The organism is Pseudomonas sp. W15Feb9B, from assembly GCF_000828175.1.
Classification (GTDB): domain Bacteria; phylum Pseudomonadota; class Gammaproteobacteria; order Pseudomonadales; family Pseudomonadaceae; genus Aquipseudomonas; species Aquipseudomonas parakoreensis.
On record NZ_JTKF01000008.1, the window covers coordinates 120,858 to 138,881 of the forward strand.

The window sequence follows — 18,024 nt, forward strand, 5'->3', positions numbered from 1 at the left end:
GAATCTCACAGCATGCAACTTCGCGGCTTCAGCGGTACGTCCAATCGAGTTTTCGATTTCATTAGCCTGTGGATACTCCCCACCGGTTATTTCCTGCTCCTGTGCGCGCTGTTCTTTTTGCCGGGCCGAAGCCTTCATCACAAGTTGTTCTACGGGCTGTTCAGCATCCCGACACTGATCGCACTGTGCCTGCGCCCGCGTGAGCTCAAGGAGCTGCTGCGCGAGCCGATTTTCATCGCGGCCCTGCTGTTCGCTGCGTGGGCGTTGCTCAGCCTCGCCTGGGGGCCAGGCGGCGAGCCGCTCGGCGGAATGTTCAAGCCGCCACTGCATACCTTGCTGCTGTTTGCCGGCTGCTACCTGTTGGTGCGCTACCGCGCCGACATCCTGCAACCTTTGCTGTTCGGCGCAGCGCTGGTCGCCCTGATTGCAACCACCATTTTCCTGTTCATGTTCGCCCGGATCTATGAACCGGGGATGCGCCTGATTGGCGGCGGCGCCTTCGATAATCCGCTGCTCAGCTCTCACCTGTTCGGGTTCTTCAGCGCCTACTGGCTGAGCGTGACCATGACCTGCAAGCGCCGCCAGATGATGTGGCTCAGCGTCCCGGCGATGGCCGTCATGTTCATGGCGGTGATCGGCACCGGCTCCAGAACGCCGCTGGTAGCACTGACCATGGCCGCGTTGTGGCTGTGTTTCATTTGCTGGAACCGACGTTCGGTAGGGTTATTGATCGCGCTGGCGCTGAGCGGCGCGACCGTTCTGACCCTGTTTGCGCAGATGATCATTGAACGTGGCGATTCCTACCGCCTGGAAATCTGGCAAAAAGTGCTGCACATGATTGCTGATCACCCCTGGATCGGCCATGGCTACAGCGCCAGCCTTTCCGTTGACCCCGGCAACGGTGTCAGTTTTCAGGAGCCGCACAGTTTTGTCCTGGGGGTCCTGTACTACGTCGGTATCATCGGCCTGCTGCCATGGCTGTTTTTCCTGCTATGGGGTCTGCTGAGCAGCTGGCGTCAGCGTGTACAGCCCATGCTGATCATTGCTTCGACCTGGCTGATATTCGGTATCGGCGCAGGCCTGACAGAAGGTGGCGGGATCATTTCGCGGCCCAAGGAGCACTGGTTCCTGCTGTGGATCCCGCTGGCACTGATCGCGGCGCTGAGCATCAATCAACGCGCGCGTCGGCTGTTGACCCTGCCCGTGCAAAAGCTGTCGGTGACAGGCCTTGAGCAATTGAGCCGCGAAGCCCGGATCATCGAAGAAGACGGCCTGGGCCCGAAAGTCCTGTGCCTGAGCGATGGCAGCTTCCTCAAACTGTTCCGTCGTCGCCGCTGGTACACCTCCGGCAGTTTCAACCCCTACTCCGAGCGGTTCGCAGTCAACAGCGAACAACTGCGCCAGATGGGGATTCCCACCCCGCAAGTATTGAACGTTTACCGTCTCGATGATGGCAGCAGTGCCGTGCATTACGCACCGTTGCCTGGCCACACCCTGCGTCAGGTGCTGCAGAGCATTACCGCCCCGGCGGTGCGTCAGGCGTTGATCGAACGCTTCGGCAAATTCATGGCGCAATTGCATGAGAAAGGCGTGTACTTCCGTTCGCTGCACCTGGGCAACGTACTGGTACTGGAAGATGGCGAGTTCGGCTTGATTGATCTGGCCGACCTGCGCATCTTCCCGACCCCGCTCAGCCTTTCGATGCGTCAACGCAATTTGCGTCATATGCAACGTTACACTGTCGACAAACGCTGGCTGTTCGAGGATCACCTCGATGCCCTGCTCCAGGGATACGCTGTGACGGCGTCCAAATCCGCAGTTGAAAACCTGCACAGGCAAGTGCTGGCCGGCAACGCCCCGGCCCGAGTTCAGTGATGATCGAAACCAATCCTCTTATTGCGCTGGCAGCCTACCTGCTGGCCATCGTCACCTCCGCGCTCCTGTTGCGCGCGGTGCCGAAAATTGCTCGGCACCTGCAGCATTCCGGCGAAAGCCGCTATGCGAGCATCGACGGTCTGCGCGGCTATCTGGCGTTTGGTGTGTTTGTGCACCATTCGATCATTACCTGGATCTTCTTGCGCACCGGCGTGATCGACTTCCCACCGAGCAACTTCTATTCGATGCTGGGCCAGGGCAGCGTCGCGCTGTTCTTCATGATCACCGGGTTCCTGTTCTGGAGCCGCTTGCTCGCGCAAGGCCGCAACCATGACTGGCTGGCGTTCGGCGTCTCACGGGTATTTCGTCTGTACCCGCTGTACCTGCCATTGATGGCGCTGGTGTTCGTCTCGGTCTTCCACTTGCAGAGCTGGCAGCTGAAAGAGCCGGGGCTGGAAGTGCTCAAGCAGGTTCTCGCCTGGCTGACGTTCGACCGCCCGGACATCAACCAGTACCGACACTCCGGCATGCTGATATCCAACGTCACCTGGACGCTGGCCTATGAGGTGTTTTTCTACCTGGCACTGCCACTCGCCGGACTGGTGTTCATCTACCGCGGCAGTTGGTTGCAAGTGGTGCTGTGCCTGATCGGCATCTACGCGCTGTACCAGATCATCGGTTGGGAGCATTCGCTGAAGAAGCACTTTCTGGCGAGCTTCCTCGGCGGTATCGCCGCCGCGTACTGGATTCGCCGCCCGGCGCTCGTGGCATGGAGCCAGTCACGCCTGGCGAGCATCATCGCCGTGCTCGCGCTGGTGATTGCGTTCACCGCGTTCAGTCGGGCGTTCAAGACTGCGCCGCTGTTTTTGCTGACGCTGTTTTTCGTGATCGTGGCGTCAGGCAACAGCCTGTTCGGCGCGCTGAAACCACGCAGCATTCGCTGGCTCGGCGAAATCAGCTACAGCACTTACCTGCTGCACGGTTTCGTCCTGTGGCTGATGGTGCAACGGCTGCCGCTGCTGCTGGATATCGATGCGCGGGAAACTTCGGTGTACCTGCCCCTGGTGGCGATCTGCACCTGCCTGCTGATTCTGATCAGCAGCGTGACCTTCCTCTATATCGAGCAACCAGGCATGGCTTCCGGAAAGAAGGTTGTGCATTGGTTGCGCCAGCGCCAGAAGGGCGAAAAGCGCCTGCCGGAGAAAGTCGCTCGCTGAGTGCGAGCGACCATGACCTCAGTCCTTTTCCAGCGGAGAAAAGAGCAAACGCCCCAAGCCGCGCCAGGTCTTCTTGTTCCAGGCCTTGAACGGGATCTGTGCCAGCAGTTCGCGGGCCAGCTTGCGATTGCGGTTGGCGGTCTTGAGGAACATCGAGTTCAGCGCCTTGAAGCGTACTTCGTCATACAGCGGATGATCGCTGAACAGCGCATAGGTGCGCAGAATGTTCTCGATCATGAAGCGATGGTTCTTGTACGAGTTGGTGGCGTGCTTGCGGTAACGCGCCATCACCACGTTCAAACCGTCAATGAAGTAACCGGCGCGGGTCACCTTCAGCTCGATGTACAGATCCTCAAGGCGAATCGTCGGATCGAACCCACCCACCTTGTCCAGCGCCTCACGCCGGATCATCAGTGTTGGCGCCGGTGGATACGGCTTGCGCTCAAGGAACATATCGTCGAAATCCAGACGGCGGAACGGTACGTCGCGGCGCTGACGCTTCTCCGGGTAAAGGCTGCCATCGGCGTGCATCAATTCGATGTTGCCGGCGCAGATCCCGACTTCGGGCTTGCCGGCCATGTACGCCACCTGGGTGGCGATTCTCTCCGGGTACATGATGTCGTCGGAGCCGAATGGCACGATCAGGCTGCCCTTCGAACGGGCGATAGCGCCATTGAGGGTATTGGTCAGGCCCTGATTCTGCTGCACACGAAAATCGAAACCGTACTGCGCCTGCAACGCGCTGATGCGTTCGACACTGTCGTCCTTCGAGCCATCATCGACCACCAGCAGCTCAATGTTCTTGTAGGTCTGATTGAGGACACTGAGGATGCTTTCCTCGATATACGGGCCGTGGTTGTACGAGGCGATAATCACGGTGACGAGGGCGTTGGCTTCACTCATGGCTTGTACTTCGCTCACGGCTGCTCCTTGCGGGCCTGTTCCAGGCCAGAATCGATCAAGTCCAGGTATTGCTGACGGAACACCTCGATGTCGTGTTGTTCTTGCAGGTAGCGATAAGCCTGCTCGCCCTTGGCCTTGAGTTCTTCATCCGATAGCGCGAGGTAGTTGTCCAGCGCGGCGACCAGACTCGGTACATCCTTGGGTGTAATCGCCAAGCCACCGGCGCCTTCGATCAGCGGCAACATGGCCGGCACATTCGAGGCGATCACCGGCAGGTGTCCGCTCATGCCTTCGAGCAACGCCAGACCGAGGCCCTCGGCCAGCGACGGCATGGTCCAGATGTCGAACGCACGCACGTATTGCAGGGCGTTTTCCTTGAAGCCCAGCAAGTGCGCACGCCCGCTCAGGCCCAGTTGTTCGATCTCGGCCGCCAGCGGAGCCTGCAGGCGCCCTGCTCCGATGATCGCCAATTGAGTGTTCGGGTATTTGTCTTTCAGTGCAGCGAACGCCTGCAGCAGATAAGTGTGCCCCTTGACCGACACCAACCGCCCCAGCGCGCCAATCAAACGCACATTCGGGTCGAGGCCCAACAGTTCGCGAGCTTTTTCGCGGCTGTGCTGCAAGCCCTCGGCCTGCTCGATGTCGATGGCATTGGTAATGGCGTAGGTGTTCTGGTCGGTGAAGCCGCAGTCGCAATCGAGCAGGTACTGTTTGACCGCCGGTGACACGCCGACGAAGCGCCAGTGCCGATCGATCAGACGCTGGGTCTGACGACGTCGGTAAAAGCGGTCGTATTCGCCGAAACCGTGGGAGATGCCAATGCACAGCGGCACCTTCAACCAGCGGTTGAGCGCCAGCATCATATTCACCGGCTTGAAGCGGTTGCAGATCACCACATCGAACTTTTCCCGACGGCAGAACTTGTACAGCTGCCACATCGCCCGCAGGCGCATGCCTTTGAGCGACTTGTCGGAAAACTCGAAGTACACCGAACGGTCAGCCCGGCTCACCGGCTCGCCCGGCCCCGGTTTGCCGCGCAGGAACGCCGCCGTGACTTCATAGCGATCAGCCGGTAACGCCTTGACGATCTGCTCGGCCAGGTCGGCGAAATCATGGGCTTTGACGTTGTAGTCGGGTTGCAGCTGCAACACCTTGGACCGTTGACTCATGACTCTCCCCGCTGATCGCCCGGTTCACCGTGCTTCAATAACCAGAACAATTCCTGGCGTCTGACCGCTTTTCGAAAAAACTCGTTTTCCCCGTATACCGAGGGTGTCCGCCCGGCGAGCAGGCGCTGAATCACGCGGCGCAGGCGGCGCTTGAATGGCGCCGGTGGTTGCAGGTCATGCATCATGCCCAGCGCCATGGCCTTGTCCCGCTGTTGTTCAAGGGACAGCGACAGGCACAGCGGCTGCATCGGCGCCGCCGCATCGAAGGCCGGCGGCAAGGCAATGCCCTGCCCGGTGTTGCCCATCGGCCAGCGGTCGTTGTCGTGCAAATGGTTGGCGTAACCGAGCAACGTCGGCTGCCAGTCGAGACTTTGGAGCGCTTGCAAAACCGCTTGCTGGGCGCAGATATGATCGGGATGCGGATCAAGGGTCGGGTGCGGCAACACAATCACGTCCGGACGGGCGCGCAGCAGCACTTCACGCAGGTCGGCCAGCAGGTTGTTCCAGGTCGGCGCACCATCGGCGTCGCCCGGCAAGGTGAACGGATTCAACTGGCGAAACAGTCGGGTATCGCTCAGATCCGCTTCGCGCGAGCCCACCGCCTGATTCGGCGCGGCCTGCATCGCCGCCAGTTGCAGGCAGAAGTAACCGAGCTGCACGCAGTGTTCCTGAGGTACGCCGGCCCAACGCGGCACGGCGAGACTGTCCCAGGCACGCAGACGGCCCTTGAGTCGCGCCGCTTCGACCTTGTTCAGGCCCATCTGCTGATAGTGCTCGGCTTCGATCTCGCCTGCGGTCAGGGTGACAATCCAGGCTTCATCGGCCTGACTGTACAAGCCATAGGCCGCCAGTTCGGCGTCGTCGGCGTGTGGTGCAATCACCATCACCCGTTGACGGCGGTAGTCCGGTTGCTCCAGTGCCCACAAAACAGGCTCGCCAGAGACCCGGCAGAAGCGCCCGCGCAAACGCAACTGACCTTGCGACAGGGTTTGTGCCTGACCGCTGAGGTTCAGGTAACGCAGGCCATTGACCCCGCGTTCGAAGGTTTGCGCATCCGGATTCGCCCCGCCGAGCAGTTCGACGCGCGGATCGAGGAAACGTCCCAGCCAAGTGCTTTTAACCTTTACCGCGAGGATCAACGTCGCTTCGTCGACCAGCATCACACCTTCATCCAGACGCAATTGTTCGCCGTTCAGATGCACCTTCGGCTGCGGTGTAAACGGCGGAAAGCTGTACTGGTAATCGTCTTTCGGCGAATAGAACAGGTGATCGGCAAACCACGATTCATGGGCGATCCAGCCGACCACCGCGAGCACCAGCGGCAACCACCACGCGACCAGCACACCGAGCGCAATCAGCACGATCAGGGCGATCAGCAAGGTGACGCGCTTGTTGCGGCGATGACGCTTGAGCAGTTGCTGTTTGCGGCTCATGGGCTGACTCATACGGTGAACACCGGCACGGGATTGCACCAGCGATCCTTGTATTCACGGTCGGCGCGACCGAAGGAAAACCGCAACGGCTTGTTCAGTGCTCGCGCCTGTTCCCAGGCGCTTTGCGTATTGAGGAAGCTCAACACACTGCCAGGGCTGAATTCGCGGGTCTCGGGGTCGACGCCGCCGTTGATGTACTCGACGCTGATCCACTCCGGCGCTTCGACGCGGTACACCAGTTGAATCGCGATCGGCGCATCATTGAGGAAAATCACCGAACCGATCAACAGTTCGCGCAGCAGCTCGATGACCTCGGCCATGCGCGCCGCGCCGGTGGCCGGAAAGCCCCAGCGGCGCTGGAACAGATCACAGTAGATCGCCGCCAGCTCGGCACTGGAAAACTCACTGACCGGGCGCACCAGTCCACCCGCCTCTTCCAGCAGGCGCAGTTCGCGGCGCTGGTTGTAGCGAAACTTCTTCGACAATTCTTCGGGGGTGCGGGCCATGGCCAGTTGTTCGGTCTGCAACTTGAGGCCGCTGAAGCGGTTTTCGTTGAGCGCCGACAGATAGCGTGCGCGATGGCGCAGCGGCGCCTGGGCATCGGCGGCGGCCGGCAGAATCAACTCGGCATTGCCGAGGTCGAACAGGCCTTTCTTGCCGTTGCGCTTGAGCACGTCTTTGGACAGCGCCAAATCACGGCCCCAGGTCGGGATTGCCGCTTTGACTTCGCCGTCCTGCTCCCAGGCCAGATAACGCACCGGGATACCGGCCAGATCCGCCAGGCGTTCGACCACCAGCGGATGGGTCGCGACACTGCCGCCAAAACGCTGCCAGGCGCTGGCATAGGTGGAGGCGTCAACGGGCGACCAGCCACGTTCGCGCCAGCCTTGAAATCGGTTGAGCATCAGCCCCTCGGTGCCAGATCGGTAACTTGCGGCAGACGCCAGAAGGTGTCGCGCACCGCACGGTCGGAGAAACGCTCACGCAGACGATCGAGCATCAGCTCGGCGCACTGCCGGCGTTGCTGATCATCCATACCGGCCAAATGTTGCAGGCCTTGTGCAAGGTGTTCGGCATCGCCCAGCGGGAACAGAATGCCCACGCCTTCGACCACTTCCTTGGCCCCGCCACAGGCAGTGGCGAGTAACGGCACGCCGGCGGCCATGGCTTCGAGCAGCACCATGCCGAACGGTTCGTGATCGGAGCTCAAGGCGAACACATCGAAGGCGCGGAAGTAATTGCGCGCGTCCGGCACCTGACCGAGAAACAGCACCCGGTCACCGATGCCCAGTTCGCGCGCCAGCTCCTTGAGGTCCTGCTCCAGACGGCCCTTGCCGAGAATCACCAGTTGACTGTTGCCCGGCAGACCGGGCAACGCTGCAGCAAAACCGTGCAGCAACGTGGCCTGATCCTTGTCCGGGTGCAGCCGACCGACGTTGCCGACAATGAACGCATCCGCCGCCAGACCGAGGGTCTCGCGAGCCTCGCGGGCTGACACCTGACTGGCCTGCAAGGCCGGCACATCGATGCGGTTGTACAAGGTCTGGATGCGGGTCGACGGCCATCTCGGCAGGCAGCGCCGCATGTCGTCGCGTACTGCGTCGGAGACGCCGAGCAGGCTCAGACGCTTGCGGAAAATGTGCGCGAACAGCTTGCGCGTGCCGCGTTTGTAATCGTCAAACGCGTGGTGCACGCCAATCACCGGCAGCGACGTGCCGAGCAAGGCGATGTAGATCGGCTTGAAGCGATGGGCGATGCAGAAACTGAAATTGCGTGAAGCGGCGATCTTGCGCAGATCACCGATGGCGCCCAGCTTCAGGCCACGAATGGCCTTGGAGCTGTATTCCATGAACAACACTTCATCGGAAGCACACGCTGCGGCCACCTCGCTATCGGCGGCCCCGGTCAGAAAGACCGTGGTCACCCGATAACCGGTGCCCGCGAACAGGCTGGCGTACTGCCGTGCGCAGTCGAGGAACGGCCCGTCATAGCCGTGACAGAACTGCAGCACATGGCGTTCAGCCGAGCGAGTCATAAGCGTTTGCGCCCTCTTTGACCACCAGAATGTCTTCCATGATCAGGTACTGCAGATCGGAGCCGAAGAACATGTTCAGAGCGTCGGTCGGCGAGCAGATCATCGGTTCACCACGACGGTTCAACGAGGTGTTCAACGACACGCCGTTGCCGGTGAGGTTTTCCAGCGCCTTCATCATGTCGTAGTAACGCGGGTTGTATTCGCGCTTGAGGACCTGGGCACGGGACGTGCCGTCTTCGTGGACGACTTCCGGCACGCGGGTCTTCCACTCTTCCGCCACTTCGAAAGTGAAGGTCATGAACGGCGCCGGGTGATCGATCTTGATCATCTGCGGCGCCACGGTGTCGAGCATCGACGGGCAGAAAGGCCTCCAGCGCTCGCGGAACTTGATCTGGTGGTTGATGCGGTCAGCCACGCCGGCCACGCTCGGGCAACCGATGATCGAACGACCGCCCAGTGCACGCGGACCGAACTCCATGCGGCCTTGGAACCAGGCCACCGGGTTGCCATCGACCATGATTTTGGCGATCTGCTCCGGCATGTTGTCGAGCTTGCGCCAGGTTGGCTTGTTCTCGTGACGGGCGCACGCGGCAATCACGTCTTCGTTGCTGTACGACGGGCCGAGGTAGACGTGTTCCATCTTCTCGACCGGCACACCACGGGCGTGGGACACATAGGCCGCGGCACCGACTGCGGTGCCGGCGTCGCCGGATGCAGGCTGTACGAACAGCTCTTTGACGTCGTCACGGGCGATGATTTTCTGGTTGAGCTTGACGTTCAACGCGCAGCCACCGGCGTAGGCCAGCTTGCCGGTTTCCTTGAGCACGTCGCCCAGGTAGTAATCGATCATCTGCAGCGCGATTTTTTCGAACAGTGCCTGGATGCTGGCGGCGTAGTGGATGTACGGCTCGTCGGCGATGTCGCCCTCGCGCTTGGGACCCAGCCACTCGATCAGTTTCGGCGAGAAGTAGTAACCCTTGCCCTTCTCCTTGTAGCGACGCAGGCCGATCACGTTGGCGTAGTCAGTGTTGATCACCAACTCGCCGTTCTCGAAGGAAGCCAGGCGCGAGAAGTCGTATTTGCTGGCGTCGCCGTACGGCGCCATGCCCATGACCTTGAACTCACCGTCGAGCATGTCGAAGCCGAGGAACTCGGTGATCGCGCCGTACAGGCCGCCGAGGGAGTCCGGATCGAAAAATTCCTTGATCTTGTGGATCTTGCCGTTTTCGCCATAGCCGAAGAAGGTCGTGGCGTACTCGCCCTTGCCGTCGATGCCGAGGATCGCGGTTTTCTCTTTGAAACCCGAGCAGTGGTAGGCGCTGGAGGCGTGAGCCAGGTGGTGCTCGACCGGCTCGATCTTGATCTTCTTCGGATCAAAGCCCAGTTGCTCCAGGCACCAGACGATCTTGTTGCGATAACGCTTGTAGCGACGGTTGCCCATCAGGATCGCGTCGAGTGCACGATCCGGGGCGTACCAGTAACGCTTGGCATACTGCCAGCGGGCCTTGCCGAACAGGCTGATCGGGGCGAACGGAATCGCCACCACGTCAACGTCGGACGGCTTGATGCCGGCCTGTTCCAGGCAGAACTTCGCCGATTCGTAGGGCATGCGGTTCTTTGCATGCTTATCGCGGACGAAGCGCTCTTCTTCAGCCGCCGCCACCAGCTTGCCGTCGATGTACAAGGCGGCTGAAGGGTCATGGCTAAGGGCGCCGGACAGGCCAAGAATCGTCAATGCCACAGGGTCTAGCCTCTTTAGTCTGCGTTCAGGCGCGATGCGCCTTGAAAATTGATGTGCCCTCGCACCGGGCGAGAGACAGCTAAAGGGCGGGATTATAGCGTAAAGATGACGGGAATGACCCAGAGGTTAATTGACATGGGGAGAACGCTTTCGCCTTGCCTGAGCGACAGGCTGGCATGCCCACGTTCAGCGCCGTCCCCTCGCACACTTTCTGAAGAGTTTCACTGGCGCATTAGCGATAACAAATATTGTTTAAACACCGCTGGTCGCGACTGTCATTTCTGACAGTAGCCCACAACAAATCATTACGTTTATATCTAGACAGCAGGTATTTCCACTCGCGCATTTGTTATTAACTTCGCATAGGAAAGCAGATAATGAACACACTAACCAACTCTAAAGACTACAACGCCCCCGACCCGACTTTTGGTATTGACGGGAAGGTACTTTTCAAGATTCCAGATACAACAACTTTCGGCTCTTCCATATTACAGACCGATGGAAAAATCCTCAGCGTCACTCGAGCCACATACCAACTGGTGCTCGTGCGACATCTAGACACCGGCGTTGTAGACCGTCTTTTTTGCGATCAGGGAATAAAATACATCGACCTTGTCCCTGGACAATTCATCCAACAAGCATCGATTACCCTGCAGCCCGATGGCAAAGCCGTTATAGCGGGGTCTTTCGGCAATTTAAACGAGCCCCCGCATAAGGCGTATCTGATCAGGGTTCTGCCTGACGGCAAACTTGACGAAACGTTTGGCACGGGTGGCCGACTGATCTTTGAGCGACAGTCCGGATTGGAACAGTTTCACAGTCTTGCAATACAGGACGACCGGAAAATTGTGCTCGTGAGCTCAATTACTTACGGCTTTGATATCGGCACGTTACTTATTCGACGTCTTTGCGATAACGGTGAGCCTGATATCAACTTTGGCACGGATGGAGTCGTGAAGCCCGACAATATTAACATCGGACCAACACTCACATTGGCGCTTGGTAAATTGCTGTTCGCAGGCGCACTAAACAACAAACTGATGTTTACCCGCTACTTGGACAATGGCAAGATTGATCCCGACTTTGGCGACGCTGGAGTTGCCATCATTCCTGTAGAAGGCAGCTCCGCAGTGGGAATCACAGACATTGCACAACAATCGGATGGAAAGATTGTCGCCTCGGGTGTCGCCTACTTTGAGGGCGAGGGTCGGCCTCTGGTAATTCGCATCCATCCAAATGGAAAGCCGGACAATGCGTTTTACGGAGGGAAACCTAACATGGAAGGGTATGATCGCGCAGCCCTGCACTTTGCAGTTGCCATACAGTCCGACAACAAAGTCGTAGCTGCTGGAGCGTCGTTCGGAGATTCCGAGAGATCCAACTTCACGCTGATGCGCTATCTCGAAAATGGAAACGTAGACTCCACCTTTGGTAACGACGGGCGGATCATGACGGACCTTGGAGGGATTGATATGGCCCGTCGCATCCATATACAAAACGACGGCAAGCTTCTGGTAACAGGGGACGTGGTTGCACACCCAAAAGGAAGCCTTGTAGGAATGGTGCGCTATCTGAACACGTAAAAAAAACAGAACAGGCGTCGCCTTTCAAGACAGGCGCAAGCCGTACCGCCGCCATCGCGAGCAAGCCCGCTCCCACAGGGAGTTCTGAACGACCGGCACGACTGTGGAAGCGGGCTTGCCCACACAGGACCGATAGCCCAGATTCAGCCAGCGCTAGCGCTGTCCTTGGGAAGACGTTGGTCAATGACCTGATAAAGCGCACTTCCTTCAGGCCAATTGCGCATAAACCGCGCGCGATCCCTGGCATAGGCGGGGGCAAAGCTGCCGGAAGAACCGTGCTGACACATCGAATCCAGGTCGATCAATGCCCAGCGATCCTCCTGCCAGAACAGGTTATGCCCCTTGAAGTCGCCATGACTGATGCGCTCGGCAATCAATCGGGCGAACAGTTGATCCAGCGCCTGCAACTCGGATTCCGGCGCTGCACCGCTTTCAACATACGGCGCAAAGCGCTCGATGATGTCCGGCCCCGGCAGGAACTCGGTCACCAGATAGGCGCGACTGCGCAGCCACAGAAAGCGCTTTTCCAGCACTGCCAGTGGTTTCGGCGTGGCGATGCCGAGGAACGCCAGGCGATTGCCTTCACGCCACGAGTGCCACGCACGGCTCGGGCGCCAGAAGCGCTTGAGCCAGTGCGCAAAGCCTTTGATGTTGTAGCGCTTGATCACCAGCGTACGCCCGGCCACTTCGACCTTGCCGACGCTCGCCGCGCCGCCGGTCTTGTACAGATGGCCCTGATCGAGCAGCGCATCGGCCTGATCCAGCATCGGCAGCATCGCCGCTTCTTCCTCGCGACGGATCGCCCGCAAGGCGAACGCACCGCGCTGCACACTGAACAACGTGCACTCGCGGCCCACCTTGATCAGGTAATCCTTCAGGCGCCAGGCGCGCACCTTGGCGATCTGCTTCTGCAAGGCTTCCAGCGGCAACGCGTGTTCGCTGTTGCTCAGCAGGTAATACACCAGCAATTCTTCGGTGAACGGCTCCAGCGACTTGGGCAACTGGGCGAAAAACACCCCGAGGTTTTCCAGCACTTTCTGCCGCGACAGCGGCTGGCCAGAGGTCTCGGCGCAGATCCCGGCGCCATCGATCAGGTACAACTGACCGCCCTGGCGCAGCAGGTTGTCGAGGTGCAGATCTTCCTGCCACAGGCCTTTGCCATGCAGTTGACCGATCGCGCCCAGCGCCTCGGCGAGTACCGCCGATTGCTCGTCCGCCAGCACCGGCAGCGATTCGACTTTCTGCCAGGCATCACCGAGGCTTTCGGCACCTTCGAGAAATTCGAACAACAGCCAGCCACCCTCGCCGTCCTGCAAGCCATCAGCCAACAACAGCGGCGTGGTCAGGCCTTGTTCGGCGAGCAGTTTGACGCCCGTCAGCTCGCGCTGAAAATGCCGTGCAGCCTTGCTGCCCACCAGCAATTTGGCCAGCACCGGCCGCCCGCGCCAGACCCCGGCACCGACATAGCGCTGCCCCGGCAACACCCGCAGCAGACTCAGCAGTTGCAGATCCGCTGGGCCTGCCGCATCGGCAAGCGAAATCGTCAGCGGCAGACTCGGCGCACGCCCGGCGTTTTTCAGTTCGGACAAGCGCATCAACGGGTCTCCTTGCGACTGCGCCGTGCGGTCAGGCGCGAAACCCAGCTGTCGACCAGCGAACTGTCGACGGTTTGATCGAGGTACGCCGCGAGCAACTCGCGCAATTGCTCCTCGCTCCATTCCGGCGCGCGACGCAGCAGCGGCTCCAGATCCTTGACCCGGTCGCGCATGCCGAACAGCAGGGGCCGGGTCTTTTCCAGGTCGATCAACTGCGCCCGATAAGCCTCACCATCAGCCTGCAAGAAAATGTGCTTGGGATAAAAACAGCCGTGCACCTGACGCACGCCGTGCAGCAGGCGCGCCAGCTGTCCACAGGCCTTGAGAATGGCCGATTGCTGCGCGGCGCTCAGCTCGGACCAGCGTTGCAACAGCGAATCAAGGTCGTCCCAGCCGTCGAGGGCACGGGTCAGCAGGATCGCCTGAACATCGCCCTTGACCTTGCGCTCGCCGAAAAACGCCGCTTGCAGCGCAGGAATTCCCAGCTTGTTGTAGCGGCTGATATTGCGAAACTCGCGGGCAAAACTCGGTTCGCCGAACGGCGCATGCAGGGTGCGGGTCAGGTAATTGCTCTGCCGTTTGAGGTAGTAGGCCTGACCTTCCAGCTCCAGGCGAAACACGCTGCTCCAGCCACCGCCATCGGTGTTCGGTTCGTCCACGGCTTCGAGCTGTTTGGCCCAGAGCGCGTCGAAAGTGCCGAGGCCATGACGCTCAAGCAGCGCCCGGTCATCAGCAGCCAGGAAATCAGTCATTCGCGTCCCTCGAAAAATCTCACCACGTGGCGAATCCGTTTCTTGTCGGCGGCATTCAGCCGATCACGTCCGCGGTATTGCAGGTAAAAGCGCAGGCGCTGGGTGTTCGACAGGTGATATTTGGCCACCTTGTCGAGACAGGCCAGATCCTTGGTGATCCGGTATTTGAGCCAGAAGCCGCGCCAGAAATCGCCGTTCGGGCAGTCGATCAAAAACAGCTGCGCCTGATCGTCGATCAGTAGGTTGCGCCACTTCAGATCGTTATGGGTAAAGCGGTGGTCGTGCATGGTTCGCGTGTAGCCGGCCAGTTGCCGGCTGATGCCATCAACCCACAGGCGATCCTTGAGTTTCGGATCGTTGCGTTCGGCCAGCGCCGACAGGTCTTCGGTGCGCGGCAGCTCGCGGGTGATCATCGCGCCACGAGCATAGGCCGCGCCACGTCGCTCCAGCCCCCAGGCCACCACTTCGGCGGTGGGAATGCCCCACTTGGCGAAGCGCTTGAGGTTCTGCCACTCCATCTTCACCCGTGGCTTGCCCAGGTAGCGGCGCAAGCCTTTGCCGGCGCCGACGTAGCGTTTGACGTAGTAATTGACGCCGTTGCGCTGCACGCGGATGACTTCGGACAGCGGGTCACGGGTCAGGCGCTCGCCCTGCAGGGCAAACACCGCTTCGAGGCTGCCGAAATCTTCGCTCAGTTCGCTGTATTGCGGCTCAAGAGTCCAACCCGCCATCAGAGCGCATCCCCGTAACGCTGTTTGCGCGCATAAAGCTTGTTGGCCTTGCCTTCGAGCCAGCTCAACAGCGGCGCTTCTTCTGCCAGGATCTGCCGCAGCGGTTGCTGGAAGTAGCCTTTGAGGAAACGCAGCTTGTCGCGACGGGTCAGACCGATGTCCAGCGCCGAGAAATACAGCGCGGCCAGATCCTTGTTGCGCCAGCGTTGAGTAATCTTTGCACGGGTCTGCGCGCGGTGCAGGTCGATTACCGAGAGCTTGAAATCGTCCGGCGTGACCGGTTTGTCGGTGTGCAGCAGGAAATGGCAGATGTAGCAGTCGCGGTGGTTGACCCCGGCGCGGTGCATCATGCCGGTCATGCGTGCCACTTCAGCAATCAGCGCACGCTTGAGTTTCGGCTGCGGCGGGCTCTTGACCCAATCGATGCTGAAATCTTCGAGGCTGACGGTCGGCGCCAGCTCTTCGGTGACGATGAACGAATGCTGATCCGCCGGGTTGCTGCCCTTCTCGCCGTAAGCCACGGCGGTCATGGTCGGCACGCCGACTGCCTGCAAACGCTGGATTGCCTGCCATTCCTGACCCGCGCCGAGCACCGGCAGCTTGGCGGTCAGCAGGTTCTTGAAGATCTCGCCCCAGCCGATGCCCCGGTGGATCTTGACGAAAAATCCGTTGCCGTCGACTTCCGTGCGCAGCGTGCGTCGAGCTTCCAGCTCGCGATAGACCTCGCCCTGCAAGCCTTCGACTTCGGCGAACGGGTCGCGCCCGGCCCACAGGCTCTTGAACGGTTCAGCCAGCATCAACTTCATTTAAGCGTGCTCCGCCAGAATCACATCGGCCGCGTGCTGCGGCATGCTGTAGAGGTCGGCCGTCTCGGCGAAGGCCAGACCATTGCGGCTCCAGGCCACGCGTGCAGCGTCGTCACTCAACATGTCAGTCAGGTACTGCGTCAGTTGCGCCTGCTCGAACGGTTCGTCCAGCACGCGCCCGGCATCCGCCTCGGCGATGTAATGGGCGTAACCGCAGACCGCGCTGACCAGCACCGGCAACCCGGCCACCAGCGCTTCGAGCAGCACCGTACCGGTGTTTTCGTTGTACGCCGGGTGGATCAACAAGTCGGCGCCGAGCAGGAAGCGCGGGATATCGCTGCGGCCCTTGAGGAACGTCACGTTGTCGCCCAGGCCCAAAGTCGCACTCTGCATCTGGAACAATTTGGGGTCATCCTGGCCGATTACAAACAGCCGGGTGCGTTTCTTCAGCTCGGCGGGTAATGCCGCCAGCGCCTTGAGGCTGCGATCGACGCCCTTGGTCTTGAACCCGGAACCGATCTGCACCAGCAGCAGTTCGTCGTCCTTGAGGTTGAATTCGGCGCGGAAACCGGCGCGAATCTGGTCGGCATCCGCCGGCCGCCGACGATCCTGGGCGATACCCGGCGGCAGCAGATGGAAGCGCTCAAGCGGCGTGTCGTAATGCTTGATGAACAGCGGCTGCTGCACTTCGGAAATCATCAGCACTTCGGTTTTCGCGTCTTTGGCGAACACCGCGCGCTCGTACTCGGCGAAATGGCGATAGCGGCCCCAACGGCGATACAGCGAATGGCGCAGGTTCTGCGCCTTGTCTTCGAAGCAGCCGTCGGCGGCGTAGTAGACGTCCAGACCCGGCATCTTGTTGAAGCCGATCAAGCGGTCCACCGGACGCTTGGCCAGATCCGCTTCCATCCACGCCGTGAGTTTCTCGTTGCGCCGATGATTGAAGAGCGCCTTGACCGGCGCCACCAGCACTTCGAAACCGGGCGGCACGTCGCCTTCCCAGATCAGCGTGTAGACACGGATCTGATGGCCGCGCTTCTGGCATTCGAGGGCGATGCGCATGAAGTCGCGCTGCAAGCCACCGAACGGAAAATATTTGTACAGGACAAAAGCCAATTGCATCAGCGCAGCTCCTCAGCCATTAACAACGTGCTCAGACGGCTGGCGACACGCTCGGGATTTACACGCGTGAAGCACAGAGGCTGCTCGCGCTTGAGGTCAAACTGACGGGCATCCTGCGCAGTCGGTTGGTAGGTACATTTCTTTTGCAGGCACGGAGCGCAGGGGAAATCACTGGCCATGTGAATCTGCACCTTGCCGTAGGCGCCGGTCAGGCCCGGGTTGGTCGGGCCGAACAGCGAAATCGTCGGCACATCCAGCGCGGCGGCTAGATGACCGAGGCCGGTGTCCACCGCGACGCAGGCCTGGGCGCCGGCCAGCACTTTGCCGACCCCGGCCAGATTTAGCTTCGGCAGCACTTCGGCGTGCTTGAAACCGGCGGCAATCCGTTCGGCACGGGCCTTCTCCAGCGGGTTGCCCCACGGCAGCTTGACCCCGACGCCCAGATAGCCGACGCGCTCTGTCAGCTCGCGCCAGTAGGCTTCCGGCCAGTGCTTGGTGTCCCATGTGGTGCCGTGCAGGAACACCACGAAGGCGCTCTTGCGCGGCAATTCCACCAGACGCTCGACGTTGAGGCCGTAGTCGCCCAACCCTTTGGGCAGGTCATAACCGAGGGCGATGGCGAACAGCTGACGCACCCGTTCGACCGCATGCTGTCCACGGGCCACCGCCAGTTTGCGATCGTAGAAACGTGCAGCGATCGGCTCGCGCGCCGAGCCTTTGTCGAGGCCGGCCACCGGGGCTTTGACGTAGCGCGTCAGCCAGGCACTTTTCAGCAGGCCCTGAGCGTCGATCACCAGATCGTATTGGCTGGCGCGCACGCTTTGCTTGAAGCGCTTCCACTCGCCGCTCTTGATCGTCTGCCAGAGGTTCTTGCGCCAGCGACGGATCGCCACCGGGATCACCTTGCCGACGGCCGGGTGCCAGGTCGGAATTTCGGCGAAGCCTTCTTCCACCACCCAGTCGAACTTGATCCCGGGGATGGCCCGGGCCGCGTCGGTCAGTGCCGGCAACGCGTGAATCACGTCGCCCAGCGATGAAGTCTTGATCAGCAATACCCGCAAC

General features: G+C 60.4%; 15 protein-coding genes. 3 read left to right on the forward strand and 12 right to left on the reverse strand.

The window, feature by feature from the left end; all coding sequences use genetic code 11:
• Positions 1-12 precede the first annotated feature (12 nt).
• Together OC71_RS06260 and OC71_RS06265 are read left to right on the forward strand one after the other, a co-directional pair.
• Positions 13-1,875, forward strand: coding sequence for a bifunctional O-antigen ligase/aminoglycoside phosphotransferase family protein (locus OC71_RS06260; RefSeq protein ID WP_041065814.1), 1,863 nt, complete (start codon positions 13-15; stop codon positions 1,873-1,875).
• A complete protein-coding gene (locus tag OC71_RS06265) occupies positions 1,875-3,092 on the forward strand; it encodes an acyltransferase (RefSeq protein ID WP_041065816.1) in 1,218 nt (405 codons plus the stop codon). The genes OC71_RS06260 and OC71_RS06265 overlap by 1 nt, the downstream gene beginning before the upstream one ends.
• Positions 3,093-3,110: 18 nt before the next feature.
• Here OC71_RS06265 and OC71_RS06270 read toward each other — a convergent pair whose 3' ends face one another.
• The 6 genes from OC71_RS06270 to OC71_RS06295 are packed head-to-tail and all read right to left on the reverse strand — an operon-like array spanning position 3,111 to position 10,373.
• A complete protein-coding gene (locus tag OC71_RS06270) occupies positions 3,111-3,995 on the reverse strand; it encodes a glycosyltransferase (RefSeq protein ID WP_041065906.1) in 885 nt (294 codons plus the stop codon).
• A gap of 14 nt (positions 3,996-4,009) precedes the next feature.
• Positions 4,010-5,164 carry a glycosyltransferase family 4 protein gene (locus OC71_RS06275; RefSeq protein WP_041065819.1) on the reverse strand — a complete coding sequence of 385 codons (1,155 nt, stop codon included), beginning with the start codon at positions 5,162-5,164 and terminating at the stop codon, positions 4,010-4,012.
• A complete protein-coding gene (locus OC71_RS06280) occupies positions 5,161-6,597 on the reverse strand; it encodes a PIG-L deacetylase family protein (RefSeq protein WP_041065822.1) in 1,437 nt (478 codons plus the stop codon). The genes OC71_RS06275 and OC71_RS06280 overlap by 4 nt, the downstream gene beginning before the upstream one ends.
• An 8-nt stretch (positions 6,598-6,605) precedes the next feature.
• On the reverse strand, positions 6,606-7,502 hold the full coding sequence (locus OC71_RS06285; RefSeq protein ID WP_041065825.1) for an antimicrobial resistance protein Mig-14: 897 nt from the start codon (positions 7,500-7,502) through the stop codon (positions 6,606-6,608).
• Positions 7,502-8,632 (reverse strand): glycosyltransferase, encoded by a 1,131-nt coding sequence (locus OC71_RS06290; protein ID WP_041065829.1) that lies wholly within the window; start codon positions 8,630-8,632, stop codon positions 7,502-7,504. The genes OC71_RS06285 and OC71_RS06290 overlap by 1 nt, the downstream gene beginning before the upstream one ends.
• Complete coding sequence (locus tag OC71_RS06295) at positions 8,616-10,373, reverse strand: carbamoyltransferase (protein WP_041065832.1); 1,758 nt, start codon at positions 10,371-10,373, stop codon at positions 8,616-8,618. The genes OC71_RS06290 and OC71_RS06295 overlap by 17 nt, the downstream gene beginning before the upstream one ends.
• A gap of 377 nt (positions 10,374-10,750) precedes the next feature.
• Between OC71_RS06295 and OC71_RS06300 the strand changes: the two genes are divergently transcribed.
• Positions 10,751-11,956 carry a hypothetical protein gene (locus OC71_RS06300; RefSeq protein WP_041065835.1) on the forward strand — a complete coding sequence of 402 codons (1,206 nt, stop codon included), beginning with the start codon at positions 10,751-10,753 and terminating at the stop codon, positions 11,954-11,956.
• A gap of 143 nt (positions 11,957-12,099) precedes the next feature.
• Here OC71_RS06300 and OC71_RS06305 read toward each other — a convergent pair whose 3' ends face one another.
• Genes OC71_RS06305 through waaC form a run of 6 tightly spaced genes read right to left on the reverse strand, consistent with a single transcriptional unit; the run spans position 12,100 to position 18,023 of the window.
• Positions 12,100-13,551: a lipopolysaccharide kinase InaA family protein gene (locus tag OC71_RS06305; RefSeq protein WP_041065838.1), complete on the reverse strand. Its 1,452-nt coding sequence runs from the start codon at positions 13,549-13,551 to the stop codon at positions 12,100-12,102.
• Positions 13,551-14,303, reverse strand: coding sequence for a lipopolysaccharide kinase InaA family protein (locus OC71_RS06310; protein ID WP_041065841.1), 753 nt, complete (start codon positions 14,301-14,303; stop codon positions 13,551-13,553). Before OC71_RS06310 ends, OC71_RS06305 begins: the two co-directional genes overlap by 1 nt.
• The gene (locus OC71_RS06315) at positions 14,300-15,034 is read right to left on the reverse strand and encodes a lipopolysaccharide kinase InaA family protein (protein ID WP_041065844.1); all 735 of its coding nucleotides are present in this window, start codon (positions 15,032-15,034) and stop codon (positions 14,300-14,302) included. The genes OC71_RS06310 and OC71_RS06315 overlap by 4 nt, the downstream gene beginning before the upstream one ends.
• On the reverse strand, positions 15,034-15,840 hold the full coding sequence (gene rfaP, locus OC71_RS06320) for a lipopolysaccharide core heptose(I) kinase RfaP (protein ID WP_041065847.1): 807 nt from the start codon (positions 15,838-15,840) through the stop codon (positions 15,034-15,036). Before rfaP ends, OC71_RS06315 begins: the two co-directional genes overlap by 1 nt.
• Positions 15,841-16,962: a glycosyltransferase family 4 protein gene (locus OC71_RS06325; RefSeq protein WP_041065851.1), complete on the reverse strand. Its 1,122-nt coding sequence runs from the start codon at positions 16,960-16,962 to the stop codon at positions 15,841-15,843. It abuts the gene before it with no gap.
• Positions 16,962-18,023, reverse strand: a complete 1,062-nt coding sequence (gene waaC, locus OC71_RS06330) for a lipopolysaccharide heptosyltransferase I (RefSeq protein ID WP_027611365.1) — start codon at positions 18,021-18,023, stop codon at positions 16,962-16,964. The genes OC71_RS06325 and waaC overlap by 1 nt, the downstream gene beginning before the upstream one ends.
• Position 18,024 lies beyond the last annotated feature (1 nt).